General features: G+C 68.8%; 13 protein-coding genes. 9 read left to right on the forward strand and 4 right to left on the reverse strand.

Annotated features, from left to right (window positions below):
* Positions 1-244 precede the first annotated feature (244 nt).
* The 4 genes from ACFW9O_RS28035 to ACFW9O_RS28050 all read left to right on the forward strand — a co-directional run bounded on the left by ACFW9O_RS28035 (position 245) and on the right by ACFW9O_RS28050 (position 4,647).
* Positions 245-1,099, forward strand: coding sequence for a carbohydrate ABC transporter permease (locus ACFW9O_RS28035; protein WP_384613246.1), 855 nt, complete (start codon positions 245-247; stop codon positions 1,097-1,099).
* Positions 1,096-2,022, forward strand: coding sequence for a carbohydrate ABC transporter permease (locus ACFW9O_RS28040; RefSeq protein WP_384613190.1), 927 nt, complete (start codon positions 1,096-1,098; stop codon positions 2,020-2,022). Before ACFW9O_RS28035 ends, ACFW9O_RS28040 begins: the two co-directional genes overlap by 4 nt.
* Before the next feature lie 80 nt (positions 2,023-2,102).
* Positions 2,103-3,080 carry a hydroxyacid dehydrogenase gene (locus tag ACFW9O_RS28045; RefSeq protein ID WP_384613248.1) on the forward strand — a complete coding sequence of 326 codons (978 nt, stop codon included), beginning with the start codon at positions 2,103-2,105 and terminating at the stop codon, positions 3,078-3,080.
* A 70-nt stretch (positions 3,081-3,150) separates the two neighbouring features.
* Positions 3,151-4,647 (forward strand): HAD-IA family hydrolase, encoded by a 1,497-nt coding sequence (locus ACFW9O_RS28050; protein WP_384613192.1) that lies wholly within the window; start codon positions 3,151-3,153, stop codon positions 4,645-4,647.
* Positions 4,648-4,677: 30 nt separating this feature from the next.
* Here the strand turns inward: ACFW9O_RS28050 and ACFW9O_RS28055 are convergent, their stop codons facing one another.
* On the reverse strand, positions 4,678-5,985 hold the full coding sequence (locus ACFW9O_RS28055) for a phospholipase D-like domain-containing protein (RefSeq protein WP_384613194.1): 1,308 nt from the start codon (positions 5,983-5,985) through the stop codon (positions 4,678-4,680).
* Positions 5,986-6,714: 729 nt separating this feature from the next.
* Between ACFW9O_RS28055 and ACFW9O_RS28060 the strand changes: the two genes are divergently transcribed.
* Positions 6,715-13,149 (forward strand): RHS repeat-associated core domain-containing protein, encoded by a 6,435-nt coding sequence (locus ACFW9O_RS28060; protein ID WP_384613196.1) that lies wholly within the window; start codon positions 6,715-6,717, stop codon positions 13,147-13,149.
* Positions 13,150-13,295: 146 nt separating this feature from the next.
* A complete protein-coding gene (locus ACFW9O_RS28065; RefSeq protein ID WP_384613198.1) occupies positions 13,296-13,724 on the forward strand; it encodes a hypothetical protein in 429 nt (142 codons plus the stop codon).
* A gap of 65 nt (positions 13,725-13,789) precedes the next feature.
* On the opposite strand, the gene ACFW9O_RS28070 is transcribed toward ACFW9O_RS28065, so the two are convergent.
* Complete coding sequence (locus ACFW9O_RS28070) at positions 13,790-14,500, reverse strand: hypothetical protein (protein WP_384613199.1); 711 nt, start codon at positions 14,498-14,500, stop codon at positions 13,790-13,792.
* A gap of 96 nt (positions 14,501-14,596) precedes the next feature.
* On the reverse strand, positions 14,597-17,071 hold the full coding sequence (locus ACFW9O_RS28075; RefSeq protein ID WP_384613201.1) for a polysaccharide lyase 8 family protein: 2,475 nt from the start codon (positions 17,069-17,071) through the stop codon (positions 14,597-14,599).
* 478 nt (positions 17,072-17,549) lie between these two features.
* On the opposite strand from ACFW9O_RS28075, the gene ACFW9O_RS28080 reads away from it, so the two are divergent.
* Positions 17,550-18,545, forward strand: a complete 996-nt coding sequence (locus ACFW9O_RS28080; RefSeq protein WP_384613203.1) for a helix-turn-helix domain-containing protein — start codon at positions 17,550-17,552, stop codon at positions 18,543-18,545.
* Between the two features lie 28 nt (positions 18,546-18,573).
* Here ACFW9O_RS28080 and ACFW9O_RS28085 read toward each other — a convergent pair whose 3' ends face one another.
* On the reverse strand, positions 18,574-19,878 hold the full coding sequence (locus tag ACFW9O_RS28085; RefSeq protein WP_384613205.1) for a hypothetical protein: 1,305 nt from the start codon (positions 19,876-19,878) through the stop codon (positions 18,574-18,576).
* 501 nt (positions 19,879-20,379) lie between these two features.
* Here ACFW9O_RS28085 and ACFW9O_RS28090 point away from each other — a divergent pair.
* Both ACFW9O_RS28090 and ACFW9O_RS28095 read left to right on the forward strand, forming a co-directional pair.
* Positions 20,380-21,798: an arylsulfatase gene (locus tag ACFW9O_RS28090; protein ID WP_384613206.1), complete on the forward strand. Its 1,419-nt coding sequence runs from the start codon at positions 20,380-20,382 to the stop codon at positions 21,796-21,798.
* Between the two features lie 72 nt (positions 21,799-21,870).
* Positions 21,871-22,812, forward strand: coding sequence for a formylglycine-generating enzyme family protein (locus tag ACFW9O_RS28095; protein ID WP_384613250.1), 942 nt, complete (start codon positions 21,871-21,873; stop codon positions 22,810-22,812).
* Positions 22,813-22,841 lie beyond the last annotated feature (29 nt).

Below are 22,841 nucleotides of genomic sequence, written 5' to 3' on the forward strand. Positions count from 1 at the left end.
CTCCGCACGGCCGTGTGGGGCTCGGGGGCCGGCGGGCAAACGCCCCCCACGGCCCCGGGGGGGGGCGGGCCGCCCCCCCCGCGGGCCCGCCCCCCACGACCACCCTCCCCGCAGCGCCCACCCGCCAAGGAGCCCCACCGTGGCAGCACCCGTCCTCAAGGCCGCGCGCCCCGCGCGGGCCGGTACGCCCCGCGCCGGCGCGTCCCGGCTGAAGCAGAACCAGCGCGGCGCCGCGGCTCTGTTCATCGTCCCGTTCTTCGTGTTCTTCGCCGCTGTCATGGCGGCCCCGATCATCTACGCCGTGTGGATGAGCCTGTTCCAGGAACGCTCCTCGACGGGCCTCGGATTCGGTGGCGCGGAACGGGCGTTCGCCGGCTTCGACAACTTCACCAACGCGCTGTCCGACCAGGGCTTCCGCGAGTCGTTCCTGCACATCGCGGTCTACTGCGCGCTGTACATCCCGGTCATGATCGGAGCAGCCCTCGGGCTGGCCCTGCTCGTCGACTCCGCCCTCGCCCGGGCGAAGAAGTTCTTCCAGCTGGCGATCTTCCTCCCGCACGCGGTACCGGGCCTGATCGCCTCGATCCTGTGGATCTACCTCTACACGCCCGGACTCAGCCCCGTGCTTGACTGGATCGGCGCCCTCGGCGGTTCATGGAGCTTCTTCAGCGACGACCATGTGCTCTCCTCCATGGTCAACCTCACCGCGTGGCAGTGGATCGGCTACAACATGGTGATCTTCTACGCCGCCCTGCAGGCCGTACCGCGTGAACTCATCGAGGCCGCCGTCGTCGACGGGGCCGGCGCCATTCGCACCGCCCTCCGGATCAAGGTGCCGATGATCGCCTCCGCGGTCGTCCTGACCGTGCTCTTCACCTGCGTCGGCGCGATCCAGCTCTTCACCGAGCCCAAACTCTTCAACCAGCGGGGCACCTCGTCGGTCGACACCGAGTGGTCGCCGACCCTGTTCATCTGGAAGGCCGGCTTCGTCCAGCACGACTACGGTCTCGCCGCCGCCGCGTCCCTGATGCTCGCCGCCCTCGGCGTGCTGCTCTCGTACATCGTCACCAAGCTCGGAAACCGGTGGAAGTCCGCATGAGCACTCACACGGTCACCAAGGCATCCGCCCCCGCACCGGCCCCTCCGGCCGAGCGCACCCCCGCCACGGCCGGCCGGCGAAGCGGGCCGACGCAACTGCTCTCCAAGGGCGTCGTCAACGGCATCCTGCTGCTCGCCGCCTTCTACATGCTGATGCCGGTCAGCTGGCTGTTCTTCGCGGCGACGAAGAACCACCGGGACCTGTTCGCCACCGGGGGCTTCACGTTCGGCGACTTCAACCTCTTCTCCAACATCCACGACGTCTTCACCTACAACGACGGCATCTACCTGCGGTGGTTCGGCAACAGCCTCCTGTACTCCGTGGTCGGCTCGGCCGCGTCGGCCTTCCTGTGCACCGCGACCGGTTACGCCTTCGACAAGTACGACTTCCGGGGCAAGGAGAAGCTGTTCGGCGTGGTGCTCGGTGGCGTCCTGGTGCCGGCCACGGTCATCCAGCTGCCCATGTACCTGCTGGCCTCCAAGGTCGGCGTCGTCAACACCTACTGGGCGATCCTGCTGCCGGCCCTGGTCAACCCGTTCGGCGTCTACCTGGCGCGTGTCTTCTCCGAGGGATACGTGCCCGGCGAGGTCCTGGAGGCGGCACGGGTCGACGGAGCGGGTGAACTGCGGATCTTCAGCCGGATCTCGCTGCCGATGCTCGCCCCCGGCTTCATGACCATCTTCCTGTTCTCCTTCACCGGAAGCTGGAACAACTTCTTCGGTGCCCTGGTCATGCTGAACGACGACTCCCTCTACCCGGTCAACCTCGGGCTGTTCATGTGGAACACCACCACCGCGCAGCAGCCCGAGTTCTACTCGCTGGTGATCACGGGCTCGCTCATCGCCGTCATCCCGCTGATCGTCGCGTTCATCGCCCTGCAGCGGTTCTGGCGCTCCGGCCTCACCGCGGGCGCGGTGAAGTGACCGTGCTCGTACCGGAAAATGCCGTCCTGCACACCCCGGACCACACCCCCGGCGTCCGGCGACCGGTCACCCTGCTCGCCATGGGCGGGGACGTCCACCGCACGCTGCTCTCCGAAGGCGGCCTCGACAGGCTGGCGGACATCGCGTCCGTGGACACCTCGCTCCTGGTCACGGACTACGCGACAGCCGACCCGGCTGCCCTCGCCGCCGCCGAAATCCTGTTCACCCACTGGGGATCCCCGCGACTCACCGGCGACGTGCTGGGCCTCATGCCGAGTCTGCGTGCGGTCGTCCACGCGGCGGGTTCGATCAAGCACCACGTCACCGAGGACGTGTGGGCGCGAGGCATCGCCGTCTCGTCCGCAGCCGCGGCCAACGCACTGCCCGTCGCCGAATTCACCCTGGCCGCGATCCTGTTCGCCAACAAGGGGGTACTCGGCGCCGCCCGGCAGTACCGCGAGGCCAGGGGCGCCTTCGAACTCCTCCCGCACTTCGCGGGGCGGGGCAACTACCGTCGCGTCATCGGGGTCGTGGGTGCCTCCCGGATCGGCCGCCGCGTGATCGAGCTGCTCCGACCGTTCGACCTGACGGTCCTGCTGCACGATCCTTACGTCGACCGCGAGGACGCCGCAACCCTCGGTGTGGAGCGCGTCGCACTCGACGAACTCGTCCGCCGCAGCCATGTGGTGTCCATCCACGCACCCCAACTCCCCGAGACGCGTCACATGTTCGATGCCCGCAGACTGGCGCTGCTGGCCGACGGGGCCACGCTCGTCAACACCGCGCGCGGCTCGCTGGTCGACACCCGCGCCCTCACCGACGAACTCGTGTCCGGCCGGATCCACGGAGTCATCGACGTGACCGACCCCGACCATCTGCCGCCCGACTCCCCGCTCTACCACCTGCCCAACGTGCTGCTGACCCCGCACATCGCCGGCTCCCTCGGCAACGAGCTCGGTCGCATGACGCACTGGGCGGTCGACGAGGTGGAGAGGTACGCACAGGGTGCGCCCTTCGCGTACGGCGTGGGCCCCGACGAGCTCGACCGCTCCGCCTGAGAAGCACTCCCGCACGCGGCACGGCCGGGCCCGCGACGGCCGGCCGTCCCCACCGGAAGGACCCACCCCTATGCCTGGCCGTGCCCGCCGTGTCCTCGTCGTCGGCATCGACGGCGTACGTCTCGACACCCTGCGCCGACTGCCGACCCCGCACCTGGACGCCCTCACCCGGCAGGGCTTCCTGACGACGGTGGCGATCGACGTGGACACCCCGACGATGTCGGGCCCCTGCTGGGCCACCGTCGTGACCGGCGTGACCGCGGCAAAACACGGCGTGTGGAGCAACGACTTCAGCGGCCACCGCCTCGGCGTCTTCCCCGACTTCGCGACCCGGCTCGCGGAAGGGGACGGGCGCCGCACCTTCGTCGCGGCCGGGTGGGAGCCCCTGATGCTCGCGCGCGGCGGCGGGCCGCTCTTCCAGGCCCCGGCCAGGGCCGCGTACGTGTCACCCGAGGTGGACACCCCCGAGGGATGGGAGCGGTGCGACGAGCAGATAACGGAGGAAGCCGTACGGGTCCTGTCGGACGACGATCCGGAAGCCTCGTTCGTCTACCTCGGCGCCCCCGACGAGACCGCGCACTTCCTCGGCTGCGGCGACGAGTACGACCGTTCCGTCCTGGCGGCCGACGAGCGTCTGGGGCGGCTCCTGGAGGCGGTACGATCGCGGCCCTCGTACGAGCACGAGGACTGGACGTACCTCGTCGTCACCGACCACGGCCATGTGGACGCGGGCGGGCACGGCGGCCGCTCGGAGGCGGAACGCACCGCATGGCTGATCGCCGCGGGACCCGGCATCGACGCGGGAAGCGCTCCCCGCGCCGTCCGCCATGTCGACGTGGCACCCCAGGTGTTCGCCTCGCTCGGCCGGCACCCCGACCGCCACTGGACACTGGACGGCAGGCCCTTCGCGGCCGCCCCGCACGCCGTGCTCCTCGACATGGACGGAACACTCGTCGACACGGAGACCCTGTGGCTGCGAACCGTCCGGGAGACCGCGGAGGGGCTCGGCCATGAACTGGGCGAGGAGGACCTGCCGTTCGTCCTCGGCCGCGCGGTCGCGGACACCGCCGCCCATCTCCGGCAGGTCTCCGGAACCGGGCGCAGCGAGGATTCCGTGGCGGGCGAACTCGACGCGGCCTTCCTGACAGCCGTCGAGCGCGAGACCGACGTACTGCCCGGAGCGCTCGAACTCCTCGATCTGCTGGAGGACCTGGACATCCCCGCGGCGCTGGTCTCGGCGTCACCCAGGCCGGTCGTGGACGCCGTGCTCAAGGTGCTCGGTGCGGAGAGGTTCCGCACGACGGTCGCCGAGGGTGAGACGCCGCGCACCAAGCCCGCCTCCGACCCCTACCGTGCGGCGGCGCGTGCCCTGGGCGTGGACCCGGCGGCGTGCCTGGCCGTGGAGGACAGCCCGACCGGTGTCGCGGCCGCCGAGGCCGCGGGGTGCCGGGTGCTCGCGGTGCCCTCGTTCACCGACATCCCGTCCGCCCCCCGCAGGACGGTGCTGCCCGGCCTGTCCGCCGTGAGCCGGCGGACGCTGTGGACCGCGGGCCTCGCCTCCCGGTGACGGGCCGGGGACGTGGGGGCGACCCACACGTCAGCCTTCGGGTTGCGTGAGGACCCCCTTGCACTGGGGGACGTTATCCGCCGTACCCGGCACGGCGGCGGCCTTGACGCTGTTGAAGTGGGCGACGTACAGGTCGTGTTGAGCGGAGTCGTCGACCTTGAGCAGGGCTTCGTCGTTCTCCCTGAGTGCCGGACCACTGTAGTTGTGGCTTCCGGTCCACAGGACCTTGTTGACCGTGCCGTCGTACTTGCCGTCGATGAGCAGGTACTTGGAGTGGATGACGCGTGCCGAGGTGGCGGCGTTGTTGTCATGGTCGTGGTGGTAACAGAGCGGGGCGAAACCCGTGGCCGAGTGGAGGGTCTCCCACGTACCGGGAGTCTGCCCGTCGGCGGAACTCGCCTTGCTGTCGGTCTCCGTGTAGACGAGCTCGACGGAACATCCTGCCTTCTTCAGCGCGACGAGCTTGTCGGCCACGCCCTGCCGCGTGAACTTGAACATGGCCACCCGGACCTTGGTGGTCTTGGCCGCGCCGTCCTGCGTGTAGGTGCAGGTGACGTTGTCGAGGGTGTTCCAGATCGTGTCGGTGGTGTTGCCGGTGCCCGGGTAGTACGGGAAGAAGTAGGCCTTGTACGGGCTCCAGGTGGAGGAGCGGTAGCGCCAGTTCTCCGCGTCCTGACGGACCAGATCGGTGAAGTACGAGGCGTAGGCGTTGTAGATGCCCGTGTTGTTCGCAACCACGAACGCGTCGTTCCAGAAGGCGCTGTAGGAAGACGGCGACATGTTCGTCGAGGTCTGGAGCGTCACGTCCGCTGCGCCGTCGACCTGGGAGAACAGCCAGAACTTGTTGTGATTGATGGACGCGCCGAACTCGGGTCTGCCGAGGCAGGACTTCCCCGCGGGGCACAACGTCACGAAGGACGGCTGTGAGGTGTCGCCACCCAGGGAGGTCCGGAGGATGCCGTAGGTCGGGTCGGACGGGCGGGCGCTGACGGTGCTCTCGTCGAGGACGAGCTGGACCCCGACGCCGCGGGCATGCGCGTCGGCGAGTGCCTGCCCGACCTCCTGGTCCCAGAAGTGGTAGAGCGCGACCTTGATCGAAGCCCCTGCGGGGCTGGTGCCGACGTACTGGAGGATCTTGGTGCGTATTCTCTGCTGCTCCTCGGCCGTGCCGAGCGGATTGTTGAAGAGGGCGCCGGACTGCTCGACCGCTGCCGGAGCGGCGGCCACCCGTGGTCCGGCGGAGGAGGAACCGTGCACCGGGGTGAAGCCTGCGGTGAGCAGCACTGCGGCCGTGGCGGCGATCGTGCCGACTGTTCTGGACAGCGCGGGGCGAGGCATGGTTTCTCCCTGAAGGAAGCGCGTACGCGTGCGGGGGAACTCGGTTTCGGACCAAGGTGGTTCCTGGACCGGGCAGGTGGTGGGGCTGCGGGCGTCAGCCTGCCGCGTCGTACGGCCCGGTATGCCCGGACCGGACTGTTCTCGCTGAGGCGTCTCTCCGCGGCGTCGGATCCGGCGGGACGCGTGACGACGCAGGACCCGACGGCACTGCCACCGGCCCGAGGCCGTCCGACGCGGATGCCGAGTATGCGGGCGTCGGGCTGATCCGCCGTCGGGGCTGCAGGTGCGAGGGGCGGCGTCGCTGCGTGCGCGCGGCCCGGGGCTTGCCCGCGGTCACCAGGTGGTGCAGTCGTGGGTCTCTCAACGGAACTGCCTTTCTCGTCGAGTCGGCAGCGGTGGTGACACCTGCGGCCTGCGGCACCTGGGGGCATGGACCGGGATGGGAACGGTCGGACGGACGAAGGGGAAGGGGCGGAGAACCCGGTGGGTGGGACATCTATACGCGGGCATCTTGTCAGATCGCTGAGCCTTGGCAAGGGGAAAGTAAAAGTCCCACCAGTCACTGCTGTTACGCCCACCCTGTGCTGGACGGGGTGGCCGGCCTGGGTTACTTTCACGGCCGCTGAAAGCGCTGTCTCCATAGGAGACATGACGTGCCGCCAGCACGTGAGCACATGTCCGATCAGTGGCTGCATTTCAGGTTTCAGGTTTCAGGTGGAGGTGGGGGCAGTGCGGAAGAGACGTCGCCTGGTGGTGCTTGGCGCCACCAAGGCGTTGATCGTCGGATTCCTCTCGGCGGTGGTCTTCGCGCCGGAGGTAGCGCTGGCGTTGCCGTCGGGAGACCAACCGAGCGTGCCGGGCAGGACTCCCGGTGCGGCGATCGAACAGCCGGCGGAACGCGGGACCACCGCGCCCCCGAAGACGGTGTGGCCTGAAAAGGGTGTAGCCACGGTGGCGGTGCCCGGGGCCGGGGCGAGCCGCAGGTCGGTGAAACCGTCCGGAGCCGAGGAATCGGTCGTTGCGGTCCGGGCGGCGAACGTCTCCACCGCGGTGACCGGGCGGCAGACCGGAGCGCCGGCCCAGGTGCGGGTGGAGGTCCTGGACCGCGGCCAGATCGAGCCGTTCGGAGGCCTGGGGCTCGGCCTGCGGGTCGCCCGGCACGACGGCGGCCAGACGTCGGCACCGGTCGAAGCGATGATCGACTACTCCGGCTTCGCGCATGCCTACGGCGGCTCCTTCGGTGATCGGCTGCGGCTGGTGAAGCTGCCCCCCTGTGCGGTGAGCACACCCGAGCGTGCGGGCTGTGCCACGGGCGAGCCGGTGCCGGGACAGCGCAACGACACGGCGACCGGGACGGTCACCGCCGTGGTCGAGGCTGCCCCGCAGATCGCTCAGATATCGGGCATGGCCGCGCTCGCCGCCCCCGCCGTCTACGCGCTCGTCTCCGGTTCGTCGTCGGACGCCGGGGACTACCGGGCCTCCCCGACGAATCCCTCGGGGAAGTGGGACGTCTCGCTCGGCTCAGGAGCGTTCACCTACCAGGTACCCATCGAGGTGCCCAAACCGCCGATGGGCGTCGCTCCGGAGCTCGCGCTGACCTACAACTCGCAGAGCATCGACGGGCGGACGTCGGCCAGCAACAACCAGGCCTCATGGGTCGGCATGGGCTGGGACCTGAACGTCGGTGCGATCGAGCGCAAGTACAGGAACTGCACCCAGGACGGGCACCCGGGCTTCGGTGACCTGTGCTGGGACTCGCCGAACTCCGCCGGCGACCCGAACGGCGCGGTCTACACGATCGTCATCGGCGGGGTCACGTCCGAACTCATCCAGGACGACACGGGCACCGGCAGCTTCCGCATCAAGGACGACCCGGCCTGGCGGGTGCAGAAGATGAACGGCGGGTTCGGTTCCGACAACACGGACGAATACTGGGTTCTGACCAAGCAGGACGGCACCCGCTACTACTTCGGCTGGGGGCGCACCGAGCGGCTGAATCTGGACAACGCGCGGGAGAAGACGAACTCCGTGCTGACCGTGCCGGTGGTCGGCGACGACGCCGGAGAGCCGTGTCACGCTTCCTTCCCCTCCCCGTGCCGACAGGCATGGCGCTGGTCCCTGGACCGGGTGGTCACGCCCAACGAGGTGGAGAACTCCTACTTCTACAACAAGGAGACCAACTACTACCGTTCGGTGGCGGCCGAGGACAAGGCACGCGGCTATGACGCGGGCTCGTACCTGTCGCGGATCGACTACGGCTGGTCCTCGCAGATCTCCGGTGCCCAGCTCCCCGCGATGATCGACTTCCAGCATGTGAACCGCTGTGTGGAACGGATGGCGGAGAAGGACCCTCTCAACACGACGCCGCCGAACTGCCCGTCCATCGACGCCGAGCCCGAGTCGTACCCGGATGTTCCCGTCGACCTGATCTGCGACGGCCCCGAGGACGGTGAGAGCTGCGCCGGCAAGACGTACTACCCCACGTTCTTCCAGCGGGACGTCCTGTGGGACATCAACGTGAGCGTGCGCGACACCAACACCTCCGGCTGGGATCTGGTCCGGCAGTACCAGATGAAGTACGCGCTCATGAACCCCTCCGGCGCCGTCGGCGACCAGCTGTGGCTGGATTACATCCAGCGCCGTGGCTACTCGGGCGACGACATCGACGAGCCCACCATCAACTTCAACGGCGAGTGGCAGGACAACAAGGTCGGCTCCGGCGAGCTGAACTTCCGGCGCGTCAACAAGATCTTCACCGAGACGGGCTCCACGGTGACCGCGACGTACGGGCACGCCACCGACGATGCGGGCTCCGTCGACCGGCAGTGTCCGGAGACGGGCGGTACGTCCGAGGCGAACAACGCCTACGAGTGCTTCTGGCAGAAGTGGACGCCCGAAGGCGGCTCCGAGAGGACGGGCTGGTTCAAGAAGTTCGTCACCAAGCGGGTCCAGGTCGACCCAGGCAAGGCCGACGACGGCGCCCCGTCGATGATCACGGACTACGAGTACGACGGCGCGCCGGGGTGGAAGTTCGCCGCGGACCCACTCGTCGACGACGAGGACGAGTCATGGTCGGAGTGGCGTGGCTACGGCAAGGTGTTGGTGACCACGGGGGCGGCGGACAACCGCCACTCGACCTACCACTGGCTGTACCGGGGCCTGAACGGGGACCGCACCTCGAAGACGGACTCCTCCGCCACCCGCCCGGTCAGCGTGACGGACTCCGAGAACAAGGCATGGCCCGACCACGCCTGGCTCTCCGGCGAGACCCTGGAGACCTCCACACGGGACACCAACGGCGACTCGCAGAAACGTGAGTGGCACGAGTACTGGTGGTACACCACCGCGCAGTACACCGGCCTGACCGATGCCCGGATGGTGCGGGAGAGCAGGACGACCACGCTGGAGAAGGTGGTCGGCTCCGCGTCCGGATGGCGGGAGCGGATCGTCGAGCAGGAGTACGACAACGCCGAGAAGGCCTCGACCGTGTTCGGCCTGCCGATGCGCACCGACGAGTGGGGTGAGACGGGCGTCTCGGACAACTCCTGCACGGAGTACGGCCGCGCCTACAACACCGACGACCTCGCGGACGACTCGACCGGCACAAGACGCTGGATGGTGTACCCGGACGATCAGAGGCACTACAGCGTCAGCTGTACGGCCGTCGCGGCCGACGAAACAGCCGGCACCCCGGCGGCCCACATGGACCGGCGTACCACCACGTACTACGACGGTGCGCTGTCCTTCTCCGAGAACGGCCCCAAACTGGTGGACGGGAACCCCACCGAGGTACACACCTACACCGCGGAGACCTCGTGGAGGACCACCAAGGCACAGTTCGACGCCGCCGGCCGGGTGGTGAAGAACTGGGACGGCAAGAACAACCTGACCACCACCACCTACACCCCGGCCACCTCCTGGCCGATCGGTGGGGTGAAGGTCACCACGCCCGACCCCGACGTGTACTCCACGACCTTCATCTCCCGCTTCTGGAACACGCCCTGGAAGACCGTCGACTCGAACGGCAGCACCACGCTGCTCTCGTACGACGCCGTCGGCCGTCTGACCAAGGTGTTCAAGCCGACCGAGGCAGCCAACTACCCTGACGGCACTGCGTCGTCGGCCTTCACCTACACCGTCCCCGTGGCCGCGTCGGCGACCGGAGTGCCGCGCGTGGCGACCGGGGACCCGATCGTCGTGAAGTCGCGGGCCCTCCAGTCAGGTACCACGTACGTCGACGCCTTCACCTACGCCGACGGCCTCGGACGCGAACGTGAGACCCAGACCGTCGCGCCCTCCGGCACCGGTCGTACGGTGACCGTGACCCGGTACGACTCCTCGGGCAACGTAGCGGGCACCTCGGCGCCCTTCTACAATTCGGCCGCCGCGGGCTCCGGCCTGGTCAACCCCGCCGTCGCGGACATCCCGTCGTACACCGACACGGTGTCGGACTGGGCAGGGCGGGTGACGCTCTCACAGATCAAGGTGAGGAATGCGAACCAGGCCGCGGGCAGGACGACCACGCAGTACCAGGGCGCGGACGAGATGACCGTGTTCCCCGCCTCCGGCAGTCCGACGAAGATGGTCAAGGACGTCTTCAACCGGGTGACGAAGGTGGTGGAGAACCTGGGCGCCGCCCAGTACGCCACCACCTACGAGTACACACGCAAGGGGCAGCTCAAGTACGTCCACGACGCGAAGGGCAACACGGCGCACTACACCTACGACTGGGCGGGCGGGCGCCTCACGGCCGAGGATCCGGACGCCGGACCGACCAGCCAGACGTACGACAACAACGGAAACCTGGCCACCACCACCGACGCTACCGGACGGGTGCTGACGCACTCCTTCGACGCACTGAACCGGCCCCTGGGCATCAAACAGGGCAGCACCGTCGTCACCGCGTACACCTATGACGCACCGGCGAGCCAGATACCCAACGGGCTGGGCCGGGTGGCCACATCCACGAGGCAGGTGAACGGGCTCGCCTACGTGAAGCGCACGGAAGGTTACGACCCGCGGGGCCGCACCGTCTCCACCTCGCTGACCGTCCCCGACGACGGCTCGGGTCTCCAGGGCGTGTACACCACCTCGCTGACGTACGACGCGGCCGACCACATCACCCAGGTGGAGCACCCGGCGATCGGCGGCCTGGCCGCCGAGACCGTCACATCGACGTACACACGCGGTCGCCTCGACAAGGTCGCCAGTCCGATCGGCACCTATCTGAGCGGTACCGGGTACGACGACAACGGCCGTCTCGTCTCCCGGTCGCTGGGAACCGCCGGCACCGGCACGAGCGCGACACGGACCTTCGCCTACGACGACGCGAACGGGACGGGCTGGCTGAAGAGCATCTCCACCGCGACACTGACCGGAGGCGTCTCGGCCAAGATCCAGGACGACACCTACACACGCAACAACGTCGGCGCCGCCACCGCGCTGCGGGAGAACACCGCCGGGCAGCAGCAGTGCTTCACCTACGACGACCTGCAACGGCTCAGCGGAGCCTGGACCACCGCGGCGACCTCGTGCACGTCCACGCCGCAGTCGGACTTCGCCGGGCCGGACCCGTACCAGACCAGCTGGTCGTACGACGCCATGGGCAACATCCAGTCGGTCACGGACAAGGCGTCCGTCGCCTCCGCGTCGGTTACCAAGGACTACAAGTACCCCGGCTACAGCGCCGACGAGACGGCGTACACGCCGGACCAGGCGCGGCCGCACGCTGTGACGAGCGTCGCCAAGTCTGATGGCGGAAGCGACAGTTACACCTACAACTCCGCCGGCCAGCTGACCGACCGGACTGTGGACTCCGTCGCCTCCGTCTTCGAGTGGAACGCACAGGACCGGGTTTCCCAGGTCACTCAGAAGAAGCCGACGGGCGACGAGGTCACGTCCTACGTCTACGACGCCGAGGGGTCGCCCCTGATGCGTCGAGCCCCCGGGGAGAACGTCCTCTACCTGTCGGGGCACGAGCTCAGGAAGTCCGGCACGGCCGCACCGAAGGCCACCCGCTACTACTCCGCGGAAGGGACCTCGCTCGCGGTCCGCGTGGCGGCTGACGGCACGACGAACGGAAAGCTGACCTGGCTGCTCTCGGACAACCAGGCCTCGACCCAGCTCATGGTCGCGGCTGTGGGTGGTGTGGTCACCCGGCGGCGCACCAATCCGTTCGGTAAGGCCCGCAACAAGTCGGCCGGCGGTCTCCCCGCCGACATGGACCGCGGGTTCCTCGGCAAGGCGGAGGACGACTCGACAGGGCTGAGCATGATGGGGGAGCGCCTCTACGATCCCGGTCTCGGCCGCTTCCTGAGCACCGACCCGGTGACCACCCCGTACAAACCGCAGACCATGAACTCCTACAGCTACGCGTCGAACAATCCCGTGTTCTTCACGGATCCGACGGGCCTCGGAGTGCCGGAGTGCATGTCCGGCGTCATCACCGGCTGCAACAACGGTGTACCGGACAAGGACTCGGTCTACCACCCGGAGCGTGAGCGCGGCGGCGTGTCCAACACGGACATCGTCGACCAGTGGATCAGCAGCGGCGACCCGTTGCCCATCCCAGGAGTATTCCGTGCGGGCCTGGGAATGCGGGACGAACTCCGCGTCATCATCTGGAACTCCGGTTTCCAGGACACGGAGGAGACGCTGGAGCAGATCAACGAGCTGAACACCGTCAATGTCGGGGCGGGCGGCGTGGAGCAGGAGATGGACATCCTGCAGATCGCGGGGGGTATCGCCCGCAGCTTCGCCAAGATGAAGAGAAGCGAGTCCGCTCAGGTCAGCAGGATCGGCCAGCGCGGTCTGACGTTCCTCAGGAACAACAAATGGGCCAGACAGCTGAGCAAGGGATCGGCCTACGCCAGCAAGTACCTCACTGCGGCGACCGCGGTCACCGACATCGTGAGCAACATACTGAGAGGTGAGGACAAAGCCACCGCCGTGCTCAAGGGCGCCATCACCGGGGCGACCACATCCGTAGGAGCCAGCGCGGGTGTGACCGTGGGCACGGCAATGTGCGGAGGACTACCGGCGTGCGGGGTCGCGGGCGGCATCATGGGGGGCTCCCTCGGTGCCGCGGTGGGTGAGGACCTCGTCGGATTCCTCGAGGACAAGGGCGTCTGGGAGAAGACCGACGGATGGTTCTCCTGGGACTGACCACAACCCCTGAGCATGCGTAGGGACCGCCTCCATCCGCAATACGGGTGGAGGCGGTCCTGGTTGTCCGGCCCGGGGCGATGCTGTACGTTCGCCGCCTGGCCGGCGAACGCACGGCATCAGGGAGTGCGACAAGGAGGCGGTACGTGGGTGCCAGGGATCTCCTCGTCGCGGCTTCTGCGCTGGTGTTCCTGGTCATGATCCCGGTGGCGGTCCGCAGGCACTGGCGCGGAGAGGTCAGCGGCCCTACGGACCGCGGAATCATGCCGATCCAGGTGTCCGTGGACACCAAGCAAGCTTTCCGCCGGACCATGCCGGTGAACTCCTTCGCCTTCTTCTGCTGCCTGGTGGCTTGGAGCCTGGTCAAGAGCGAGGAGATCCTCGACTCCCCGCTCCCGGACGCGCTGCTGACGGGCCTGGTGCTCGCGTCCGTCTCACTCGCCCTGGTCGCCGTCCTGTTCGTGAGCCCTCTCATCGTCTTGTTCAACCGGCCGGGGTTCCTGGTAGCGCCGCCGTACCGGGGCGAACCAGGGATGCTCGCGCTCCGTCGGCAGAGGCAGGGCCGCGGTCGCTGACCGGATGGTCCGGGCCCGGGGGCACGACCGGAGCCTTCAGCCCCACCCGGTCACGTTGCAGACGGTCAGGACGCCACGTCCGCGTAGGTGGTCCCGACCTTCAGTCCGTCGATCCAGTTGATCACCCGCTTGTCCTGCACCTCGGCGCCGTAACTGCCCCACCGGGTGTCGTTGCCCAGGTCGTCCCAGGTGCGGCCGGAGAACTCGGCCACCTTCGAACCGTTGTAGTACGCCTCGACCCAGCCGGCGGAGGCGGTGTCGGACGTGTGGATGCCGAGGACGATCCGCTTGTACGTGCTGGTCGTCACCGGGGTGGACCACTTGAGGGTCCAGACCTCGCCCACCTCGATGTGGAAGAGCTTGAGGACCCCGCCCTCGACCTTCATGAGCACCGGGTAGTTCTGCTGGTGCTGGTCGTTGGTGCCGTAGGACTTCCATTGGAAGATCGTCCCCGCGTCCGGGGTGTTGGTGGAGGTGTCCCAGCCCAGGTAGTACGTGCTGTTGTTCTTGAAGGTGTAGCGGGAGCCGCCCACCGACATGCCGTGGGCCTCGCAACGCAGCAGTCCGAGGGGCTTGTTGAACTTGAAGACCGTGCCCCGGCCGTCGTTGTTGTCCTGGGCGGTGAGGCTTCCGGGGGAGTCGCACAGGACGCCGTCGAACACGGCCGTTCCCCCGGAAGCGTCACCGTTCCAGATCACGGACGCGCTCGCGGGGTGGGCGACGACGAGAGACCAGGCGAAGGCCGCGGCGGCAGTGGCGAGCAGGGATGTACGCATGGTTCGTCCTCCGATGGTGAGGGGCGCGTGCCCGCTGTGCCGGTGTGGCTCACGCCGGAACAGCGGGCACGGGAGTGACGGGGGAGGCGGGGGCCGTCAGGCCGTGCGGACCTTGACGCGGTGGGTCGCGCCGGCGGTGCCGCTGAGGTCGCCGAAGGTCAGGGTGAGGGAGGAGCCGGTCCGGGCGCCGGTGACCGAGGGGGCCTTGGAGAGGACGGAGGCGACCGGCCGCCGCCAGGTCAGGGTGAGGCTCTTCACGCTGCGGGACGGGTCTGCCACCGAGATCGTCGCCGTGCCGTCGCGCTTCTCCCGGATCTGCACGCTCACCGGTGCGTCGGCCGTGACCTTGCCGGCCGTGCCCGCAGCCCAGAAATTGATCCCGGTGAAGCCGAGCGAGGGGACGCGAATGCCGTGCTGCTGCGGGGTGTTGGCGAGGATCCGCAGCCACAGCCGGTCGAGGGCGCGAGCGGCGGTACGGATCTTTCCGGCGCCGGGCATGAGGATGTACGCGTAGGAGGCGTCCTGCGGGTCGATGCCGTGGTCCTGCCACAGGGTCAGGTAACGCCGGGTGAAGGGGGCGGGGGAACTGCCGGCGTTGATGTCCTTCCACGCACCGGTGCGCTCCTCGCGCAGTGCGCTCACCCGGCTGCCGCCCGCCTCCGGGAAGACGTAGCCGGCATGCCCCTCGATGTGCGCCCACCTGGTGTGCTCCCGGGTGGTGAGCCGGCCCCGGGCGCCCGGCTGCGGGATGCCGTCGAGGACGAGCGCGGCGGTGCCCGATGCGCCGAGGTTGCGGTTGTCGATCACCGTCTCCACCGTGGCGCCGTCGGCCGAGGTGATGCCCGCGCCCAGGCAGACGACGGAGTCGTCGAGCCAGAACCACGACTTCTTCGCGGTCATCGTGCTGCCGACGCCCCGCAGGTGCTGCCCGGTGGTGCCGAACTCGCCGTCGGTGGTGCCGCCCACCCACGTGGTGTCCGGCTTCGGGTTGCCCCAGTTGCCGCCGAACCCGTCCGGAAGCTGCTTCCTCGAGACGGTGACACCGGGCAGCCGGTACGGGTCGACGGTCGGCCAGAAGGTGTCCGAGTACTGCGCGAGGCCGTGGTCGCCGCCCCACCAGGACAGCCAGCCCGAGCCGGTGTGGTAGCCGCGGGCGTGCTCACCGTTGCCGAATTCGTAGTGCGCGATCCGGGCGGAGGCCATGCTGACCGACGCGCCCCAGTCGCGGCGGCGGTGGGTGGCACGGTCCATGTTGGGGAAGGCCCGGTGCTCGCCGGGTTCCGGTGAGGCCCTGACCGTGTCGTCGTCGTACAGCTTCTGCAGCCGCGCAGTGTTGACCAGGCTCAGCTTCGGGTTCTTCAGGGCGGGTCCGTAGGAGTCCCGCAGGAGCCAGCCCTTGACCATGGAGTTCCAGCGGGCCTGCTCCTCGGCGCTCGCGCCCTGGCCGACCAGGACGACGGAGGCCATCACGCTGTGCGCGCGGGTGTGGTCGTCCTGGGGGAGCTGGAAGGGGTCCGCCGCCGTCAGGCCGCGGCTGATCCCGCGACTGGAGACGTTGTCCATCATCAGGCCGTTGTAGATGAACGGGGCGATGGCCTTCTCGACGGTGTCGAGGAAGAGCTGGCTGCCCGGGTCGTCCACCTGCCACGTCGAGTCCCGCAGCAGCGCGAACAGCCGTCCGAGGCCGTCGTGGAGCACCGCGCCGTAACCCCCGATGTACGGGACATTCGTGTGCTGGACGAATGAGCCGTCGGCGTAGAAGCCGTCGCCGGACGTCACGTAGGGGAAGACGGGGGACAGCGCGTCACGGCCGACTTCGATCTTGGCTGCGTTGCCGCCGACGACGCCGCGCAGGATGAGCCCGCGGCACAGGTCGACACGGTTGGCCCCGGTACTCGTGCCGGTGTACTTTGCCACGGCCGAGTCAGGAAGGAAACGGTCCACGGACCGGCAGTAGACGGCCACCTGCTCCGCCGAGAGGTGGTCGTGGAGCAGCACGGCGGTGTCGAGCAGCGCCTGCGGTGAACCGATCTGGAAGTTCCACCAGTTGCCGAACGGCGCCCGGTCCGCGCTGTAGACGTCGGAGCACAGGTGGTCCAGGCCCGTGATCACGGCATCCCGCAGCGCCGCGTCGCCCGTGACACCCGTCCCGGGCTGGGCGTACGCCTGGGCCATCGTGCTCAGCCGCGTGAAACTCTCGTTCATACGGGCCGAGTAGCCGTAGGACTCCTGGTCGGTGTCCGGGGTCGGATCGGCGTATCCGAGGCCGGGCCAGAGAGATCCGGCCACCGGTGCCATGGTGTCCCGGAAGCCGGCTGCCTGGGTGCCGAGCGTGGTGAGCTTCGACCGGAAGGGCTCGGCCGTCGGGCTGAAGCCCTCACCGAGGATCAGGGTGCGCCATGTGGCACGCAGCGCGGCGAAGGCTTCGTCTGTCTCCGCGGCAGCCGCCGCCGTGCTGCGGGGGGCCGCCGAGACGGCGCCGGTCTCGGCGAGGCCGACGGCTACTGCGGTGCCGCCGGTCGCCGCGAGGAAGGTGCGGCGGGACCAAGGGGGCGGGGGAGGGGGCGTCATGGGTGCTCCGGAGGCCGGGATCTGGACGGGAGAGCGCGTGGAAGTAAGGCGGTTTTTAGCACGCATACGCTCAACTGCTCAATGGAGTCGACGGAATTGATCGTTACGATCGGAACGAAGGGTTGCCTCTGGCTGGGTATGACGGAAATGCCCTTGCGATCCTCCGGCCTTCGCGCTGCCCGGCAGGGGAATGCCGTACGCGGACTGGCTGACGATGCAGGCGAGCTTCCCGTCAGCGCCCCGGGTGAACGCAAGCACGGATTCTCTCAGTTCCAGTCAGGCCGGTCGGGTGCGCACATGCGGGGGTACCACTCCTCCGGCATCCAGTCCGGTCCCGTCACCCGGGTCCAGCCGGGTCCGCCGAAGTCGGACGGCCAGTCGGTGGGTGTGGTCCCGAACCTTCTCACCTGCTGTCTCCGGCGAACGGCCCGTCCGGGGCCCCGCTATCCTCTGCTGGTCTTCGAGGGGAAGGGCGCACATGCTGGAGACGCTGGGCCTGAGCACGGGCGAGTCGCAGATGTACCAATTCCTGGTCAGGTCGGGCCGCATCCGTACCGATCAGATGCGGCACCGGCTCAACCTGAGCCATGCACAGACGGTCGAGGCGACGCAGGGGCTCGTCGCCAAAGGGCTGGTGACCCTCACCGACGAGAGGCCCGCGCAGGTGATTCCGTCTCCGCCCGACATTGCCGGGGAGGAGCTCCTGCTGCTGCGGATGAACCAGCTCCGGACGGCTCGGGGCGTCCTGGACCGGCTCACCAAGGAGTACCGGAAAACCGCCTCGGGCCCGGCTGCCCTGGAGGAGATAGCCGAGATCGTTCCCGAGGAGAGCCTGGCGCTCAGGTACGAGCAGATCCAGCGCAACGCCCGTAAGCAGGTGCTGAGGTTCGACGCACCGCCGTACCTGGTGTCCGAGGCCCTCAACGCGGCCGAGCTCGACCAACTGACGGCCGGGGTCGCGTACCGGACGGTGTACGACCGTCTGGCCGTGGCCGAGAGCGGTGCGCTGCAGGAGATCAAACAGTACGTCGACGCAGGCGAGCGGGCCCGTGTCCTCAACCAGGTCCCGCTCAAGCTGGTGATCGTCGACAGATCCGCGGCACTGGTGTCACTTCGGGCGGAGGAGGCACAGCTGCCACACGTGGCCCTCCTGATCCACCCCGGGCCGCTCTTCGAAGCGCTGCTCGCTCTCTTCGAGATGGTGTGGGCGACCGCGCTGCCGTTGGATCCCGTCTCCGATCAGGGGCCCCTGACACAGCCGGACGCCCAGATGCTGACTCTCCTGCTCTCGGGACTCACCGATGACGCGATCGCACGGCAGCTCGGCATGGGCAAGCGCACGGTGAACCGGCGGGTGCACAGCCTCATGGACCAGGCGGGCGTCTCCAGCCGGATGCAGCTGGGATGGCAGGCTGCCCGGCTGGGGTGGATCACGGATGTCCCTGAACTGGTCACGGCGTGCCGACCGGATTGACCGCGCTACTTCGTCCGGCAGTCGGCCTTCAGGAAACGATGGTCCACGGGCGGCGAAGGCCGTCACCGAAGGCGGCCAGTGCCGCGCGGGCCGCAGGGTAGACGTCTGCCGGGAAGCGTCGGTCGGACGCCAGCGTCGCTTCGAGCAGAGGGGCCGCGGCGCGGGCCGGGGCACCGATCCGGGCGATGTACCGGACCGCCGCGCGGCAGGACTCGTCCGCATCACCCGACCTCAGTGGTTCCAGCGCCGCCAGGAGTACCGGGACAGCGGCGTCCGTGTCGCCGGTGATCCGCCACCAGGCATGGGCGGCTTGCACACGTGTCCACGGGCCGTGGGACTCCAGCAACGGGCGGACCACGGCCGCGCATCGTGACGCCTGCGGGCCCAACTCCGCCAAGCGGCCAAGATCGGCATTCGCCAAACCCCGGGATGCCGCGTCCTCCAGGAAGGCCAGGAAGACCTTTGAATCCCCGGTGATTCGCCAATGAGCCCACGCCGCGTTCTGCGCGCCGTGCCATCGTCGTGTGCCGTACGGCAACAGGGGGCTGCCGTCGTGGCGCGGTGGCTGCGTGATGCCACACACGAAGCTTTCGAGAGTGTCCGCCGCGAGCGCCGCCGCCGGGCCGATACTGCCGAGCACGTCGCAGGCCCATCGGACGTTGCGGGTGGCGAGTACCGGAACGAGTTCCGGAACAGCCTCGCTCGCGGAGGGACCCCATCCGGCCAGTGCCGTGAGCACCGGCCGCAGTCCCTCCCGGTCGGCCGAGCCGACGAGTGTGCGACGGATACCGGGGTGCAACTCGTCGGCACATCCTGCCAACGGCTGCAGAATCCGCCCGAGCGAAGTCACCTGCAGGTACGGGATCTGGCCTGACGCCAGCCACCGGAGTACCGGGTCCAGAACCCCCGGATGGTCCAGGCGTGCGAGAGCCAGCGCAGCCGGCCCGGCTACCCGGTCGTAGGGATCGTTGGCGGCCACGACCAGTGCGGGAACGGCCGAGGTGATGTCCTGCGTGGAGTCGGCCGACACAAGCCCTGCCAACGCCATCGCCGCGTCGCCCCTGGCATGGGTATGACGGGACTCCAGGCATCGCACCAGGCCGGCCACCAACTCCGGACGAGGTGTACGCCATCGCCGCAGAACGTCCGAGGCGAGGGAGACCGCGCCCTCGACCAGTCCGGAACTCTCCGAGTCGAACCCGCTCAGGGCGAGCGCGACTCCACGGTCCACATGCTCGTACTCGTCCAGTCGCAGATCGTTCGGATCCACACCTGCTTCAACGAGCAACTTTCGCGCCCAGAAGCCGTGTTCCGTCCCCGCCCCGAGCGTCATGGCGCGCATCGTACAGCTGGGGGAGTGGGGCGGCCCATGAGGGTCTTACCGGGTGTGCTCGGCCGTGTCGTCGCGGTCGAGGACCTTCCGCACGTGGGCTCTTTCACGACACGGACGGTCGGGCCGCATGCTCAGCCGACCTCATCAATGCCGACCGGACTGCGATTGCGTCAGTGGTGTGTCATTCACGTTTCACGTACCGCTGTACCGTGGAGACTCTTTCACTCACATGATCGAATATTGAACATGTTGCCAGCCCGTTCCGGCCCCCTTGCGCCACGCGACCCCTTCTTGTTCACGCGTCGCGCCGACCATTTCGACGAGATCTGTCGCTGAGTCGACTTCGGCGCCGACGTGCCTCGGCCGGACCCGCGCGCACATCCCCTCCCCCGAACCGCGCCCACACCCGATCAAACAGGGTTTCCCGGACACTCTAATCCCTCGTACTTGTCGCGACCATGACATGCGTGCCGTGGTCTGCCGCTGGAAGGCGGAACCCCCATGAGCACAACGAACCAGACCGGTGTCTCCAGACGGTCCCTGCTCGGCGGCCTGGCCGCGACGGTGCTGGCCGGGCCGGCCGCGGCATCGTTGTGGCCGAGTGCTGCCTCCGCCGAGGCGCCCGCCGAGGCAGGTACCGGGCAGAGCCGCCGCAGAGCGCCGAACATCCTGCTGATCCTGCTCGACGACCTCGGACGGGGCGAACTGGGATCCTACGGTCAGCAGGTGATCCGCACGCCGGTGCTGGACGGCCTCGCCGCAGAGGGGGCGCGCTTCACCCAGGCATACGCGACGCCGTCCTGCGCCCCCACGCGCGCGTCGTTGCTGACGGGTCTGCACACCGGCCACGCACGGGTCAAGTCCAACGGTGACGCCGACGAAGGCCTGCGGGCCGAGGACGTCACCGTGGGCGAAGTGCTCCGCGACGCCGGCTACACCACGGGGCACATCGGCAAGTGGGGACTGGGACCCGACACCGGCGACAGCCCGAGCCACCCCAACCGGCAGGGTTTCGACCACTTCTTCGGCTACATCAACCAGACCCACGCGCACGACTACTGGCCCACGTACCTGTGGCGCGACGGCGAGAAGGTGCGTTACCCGGAGAACGAGAACGCCGACATCACCTACGCAACCGACCTGTTCACCCAGGAAGCGCTCGACTTCATCGACCGCAGCCGGAACGATCCGTTCTTCCTCTATCTGGGCTACACCACCCCTCACGCCCCCAACGAGATCCCGAGCGACGCGCCGTACAGCGACGAGGACTGGCCTCAGGGCGAGCGCAACCACGCCGCGCAGATCACCCGCGTCGACGCCGAGATCGGGCGTGTCCTGTCGCGGCTCGACGAACTCGGCCTGCGGGACGACACCCTGGTCCTGGTGGCCAGCGACAACGGGCCGCACAAGGCGGGGAAGAACTTCGAGCACGTGGGCAGCACCCTGCCGCACGACCCGGAGTTCTTCGACAGCAACGGCCCTCTGCGGGACATCAAGTTCACCGTGTACGAGGGAGGCATCCGGGTTCCGCTGATCGTCCGGCTGCCGAAGAGCCTGCGGGCCGGCGGTGGGATCGCACCCGGCTCCGAGGTGCACGACCCGGTTGCGGTCTGGGACTTCCTGCCGACGTTCGCCGAGGCCGCCGGCGCGCGTACACCGCCCGGACTCGACGGTGTGTCCTTCATCCCCGCGCTGACCGGTGGCGAGCAGCCGGAGCACGAGTACCTCTACTGGGAGCAGGAGGGCAAGGACCAGGCCGTGCGTTTCGGCAACTGGAAGGGTGTGCGCCTGGAGAACCGCCCCGTCGAGCTGTACCACCTGAACCAGGACGCCGGCGAGCGCGACGACCTCGCCGCTCAACACCCGGCGCTCGTCCGCAAGGTCGAGCGGCTGCTCGCCGGCGCCGTGCGGGAGAGCTGACGCGTGAGCTGCTGCACCCCTTCGGCCGAGGGCCGTGAATCCTGCTGCGCCTCCCCTGCCGGCGACGGCACGCTGATCGGCGCCATCACGCTGGGGCCCCCAGGACCGTTCCGTCCCGCAGCGGCCGACCGCGGCACCCGCGGGCAGGTGCGTCTTCCCGGGGGAACGTTCGCGATGGGCGACGCCCATGGCGAGGGCTACCCCGCCGACGGGGAAGGGCCGGTCCACGACGTACGGCTGGACCAGTTCCTGATCGACGCGACCACGGTGACCAACGCAGCGTTCGCCGCTTTCGTCAAGGACACCGCGTACGTCACCGATGCCGAACGCCTCGGCGTCTCCGCGGTGTTCCACCTGACGGTGCGAGCCGACAAGGACGACGTTCTCGGTCGGGCCACGGCCACACCGTGGTGGCTGATCGTGCGAGGGGCCTCCTGGCGCCACCCGCACGGCCCACTGTCGTCCATCGGGGACCGGCCGAACCACCCGGTGGTCCAGGTGAGTTGGAACGATGCGCAGGCGTACTGCGGGTGGGCGGGAAAGCGGCTGCCCACGGAGGCCGAGTGGGAGTACGCGTCGCGCGGTGGGCTGGCGGTCGGCCGCTTCCCGTGGGGCGACGAACTCACCCCGCGCGGCCGGTGGATGTGCAACATCTGGCAAGGCACCTTCCCCACCCACAACACCGCCGAGGACGGCCATGTCGCGACCGCGCCGGTGAAGTCCTTCCGTCCCAACGGCTTCGGTCTGTGGAACATGGTCGGCAACGTCTGGGAGTGGTGCGGCGACACCTTCGCGGCCGACACATACGCGGCACGTGCCGGGCAGGCTCCCGTGCACGACCCGCGTGGTCCCTGGCACGACACGAGCCGGTCCGCCCCACGCGTCATGCGGGGCGGCTCCTACCTGTGCCACGACTCGTACTGCTACCGCTACCGGGTTGCGGCACGGTCCAGCAACACCGCCGACTCGGCCGCGGCGAACATCGGTTTCCGCTGCGCCAACGACGCCGGCTGAAACCCGCACGTCCCCCGCCCCGCCCGGAC

Source organism: Streptomyces sp. NPDC059499 (assembly GCF_042749285.1).
Lineage (GTDB): Bacteria > Actinomycetota > Actinomycetes > Streptomycetales > Streptomycetaceae > Streptomyces.

What these genes read in the sequence shown, in the direction of transcription:
- ACFW9O_RS28090 (WP_384613206.1), top strand. Translation starts at nt 20,380, where the DNA reads ATGAGCACAACGAACCAGACCGGTGTCTCCAGACGGTCCCTGCTCGGC.
- ACFW9O_RS28080 (WP_384613203.1), top strand. Translation starts at nt 17,550, where the DNA reads ATGCTGGAGACGCTGGGCCTGAGCACGGGCGAGTCGCAGATGTACCAA.
- ACFW9O_RS28085 (WP_384613205.1), bottom strand. Translation starts at nt 19,878, where the DNA reads ATGACGCTCGGGGCGGGGACGGAACACGGCTTCTGGGCGCGAAAGTTG.
- ACFW9O_RS28055 (WP_384613194.1), bottom strand. Translation starts at nt 5,985, where the DNA reads ATGCCTCGCCCCGCGCTGTCCAGAACAGTCGGCACGATCGCCGCCACG.
- ACFW9O_RS28050 (WP_384613192.1), top strand. Translation starts at nt 3,151, where the DNA reads ATGCCTGGCCGTGCCCGCCGTGTCCTCGTCGTCGGCATCGACGGCGTA.
- ACFW9O_RS28075 (WP_384613201.1), bottom strand. Translation starts at nt 17,071, where the DNA reads ATGACGCCCCCTCCCCCGCCCCCTTGGTCCCGCCGCACCTTCCTCGCG.
- ACFW9O_RS28070 (WP_384613199.1), bottom strand. Translation starts at nt 14,500, where the DNA reads ATGCGTACATCCCTGCTCGCCACTGCCGCCGCGGCCTTCGCCTGGTCT.
- ACFW9O_RS28040 (WP_384613190.1), top strand. Translation starts at nt 1,096, where the DNA reads ATGAGCACTCACACGGTCACCAAGGCATCCGCCCCCGCACCGGCCCCT.
- ACFW9O_RS28045 (WP_384613248.1), top strand. Translation starts at nt 2,103, where the DNA reads ATGGGCGGGGACGTCCACCGCACGCTGCTCTCCGAAGGCGGCCTCGAC.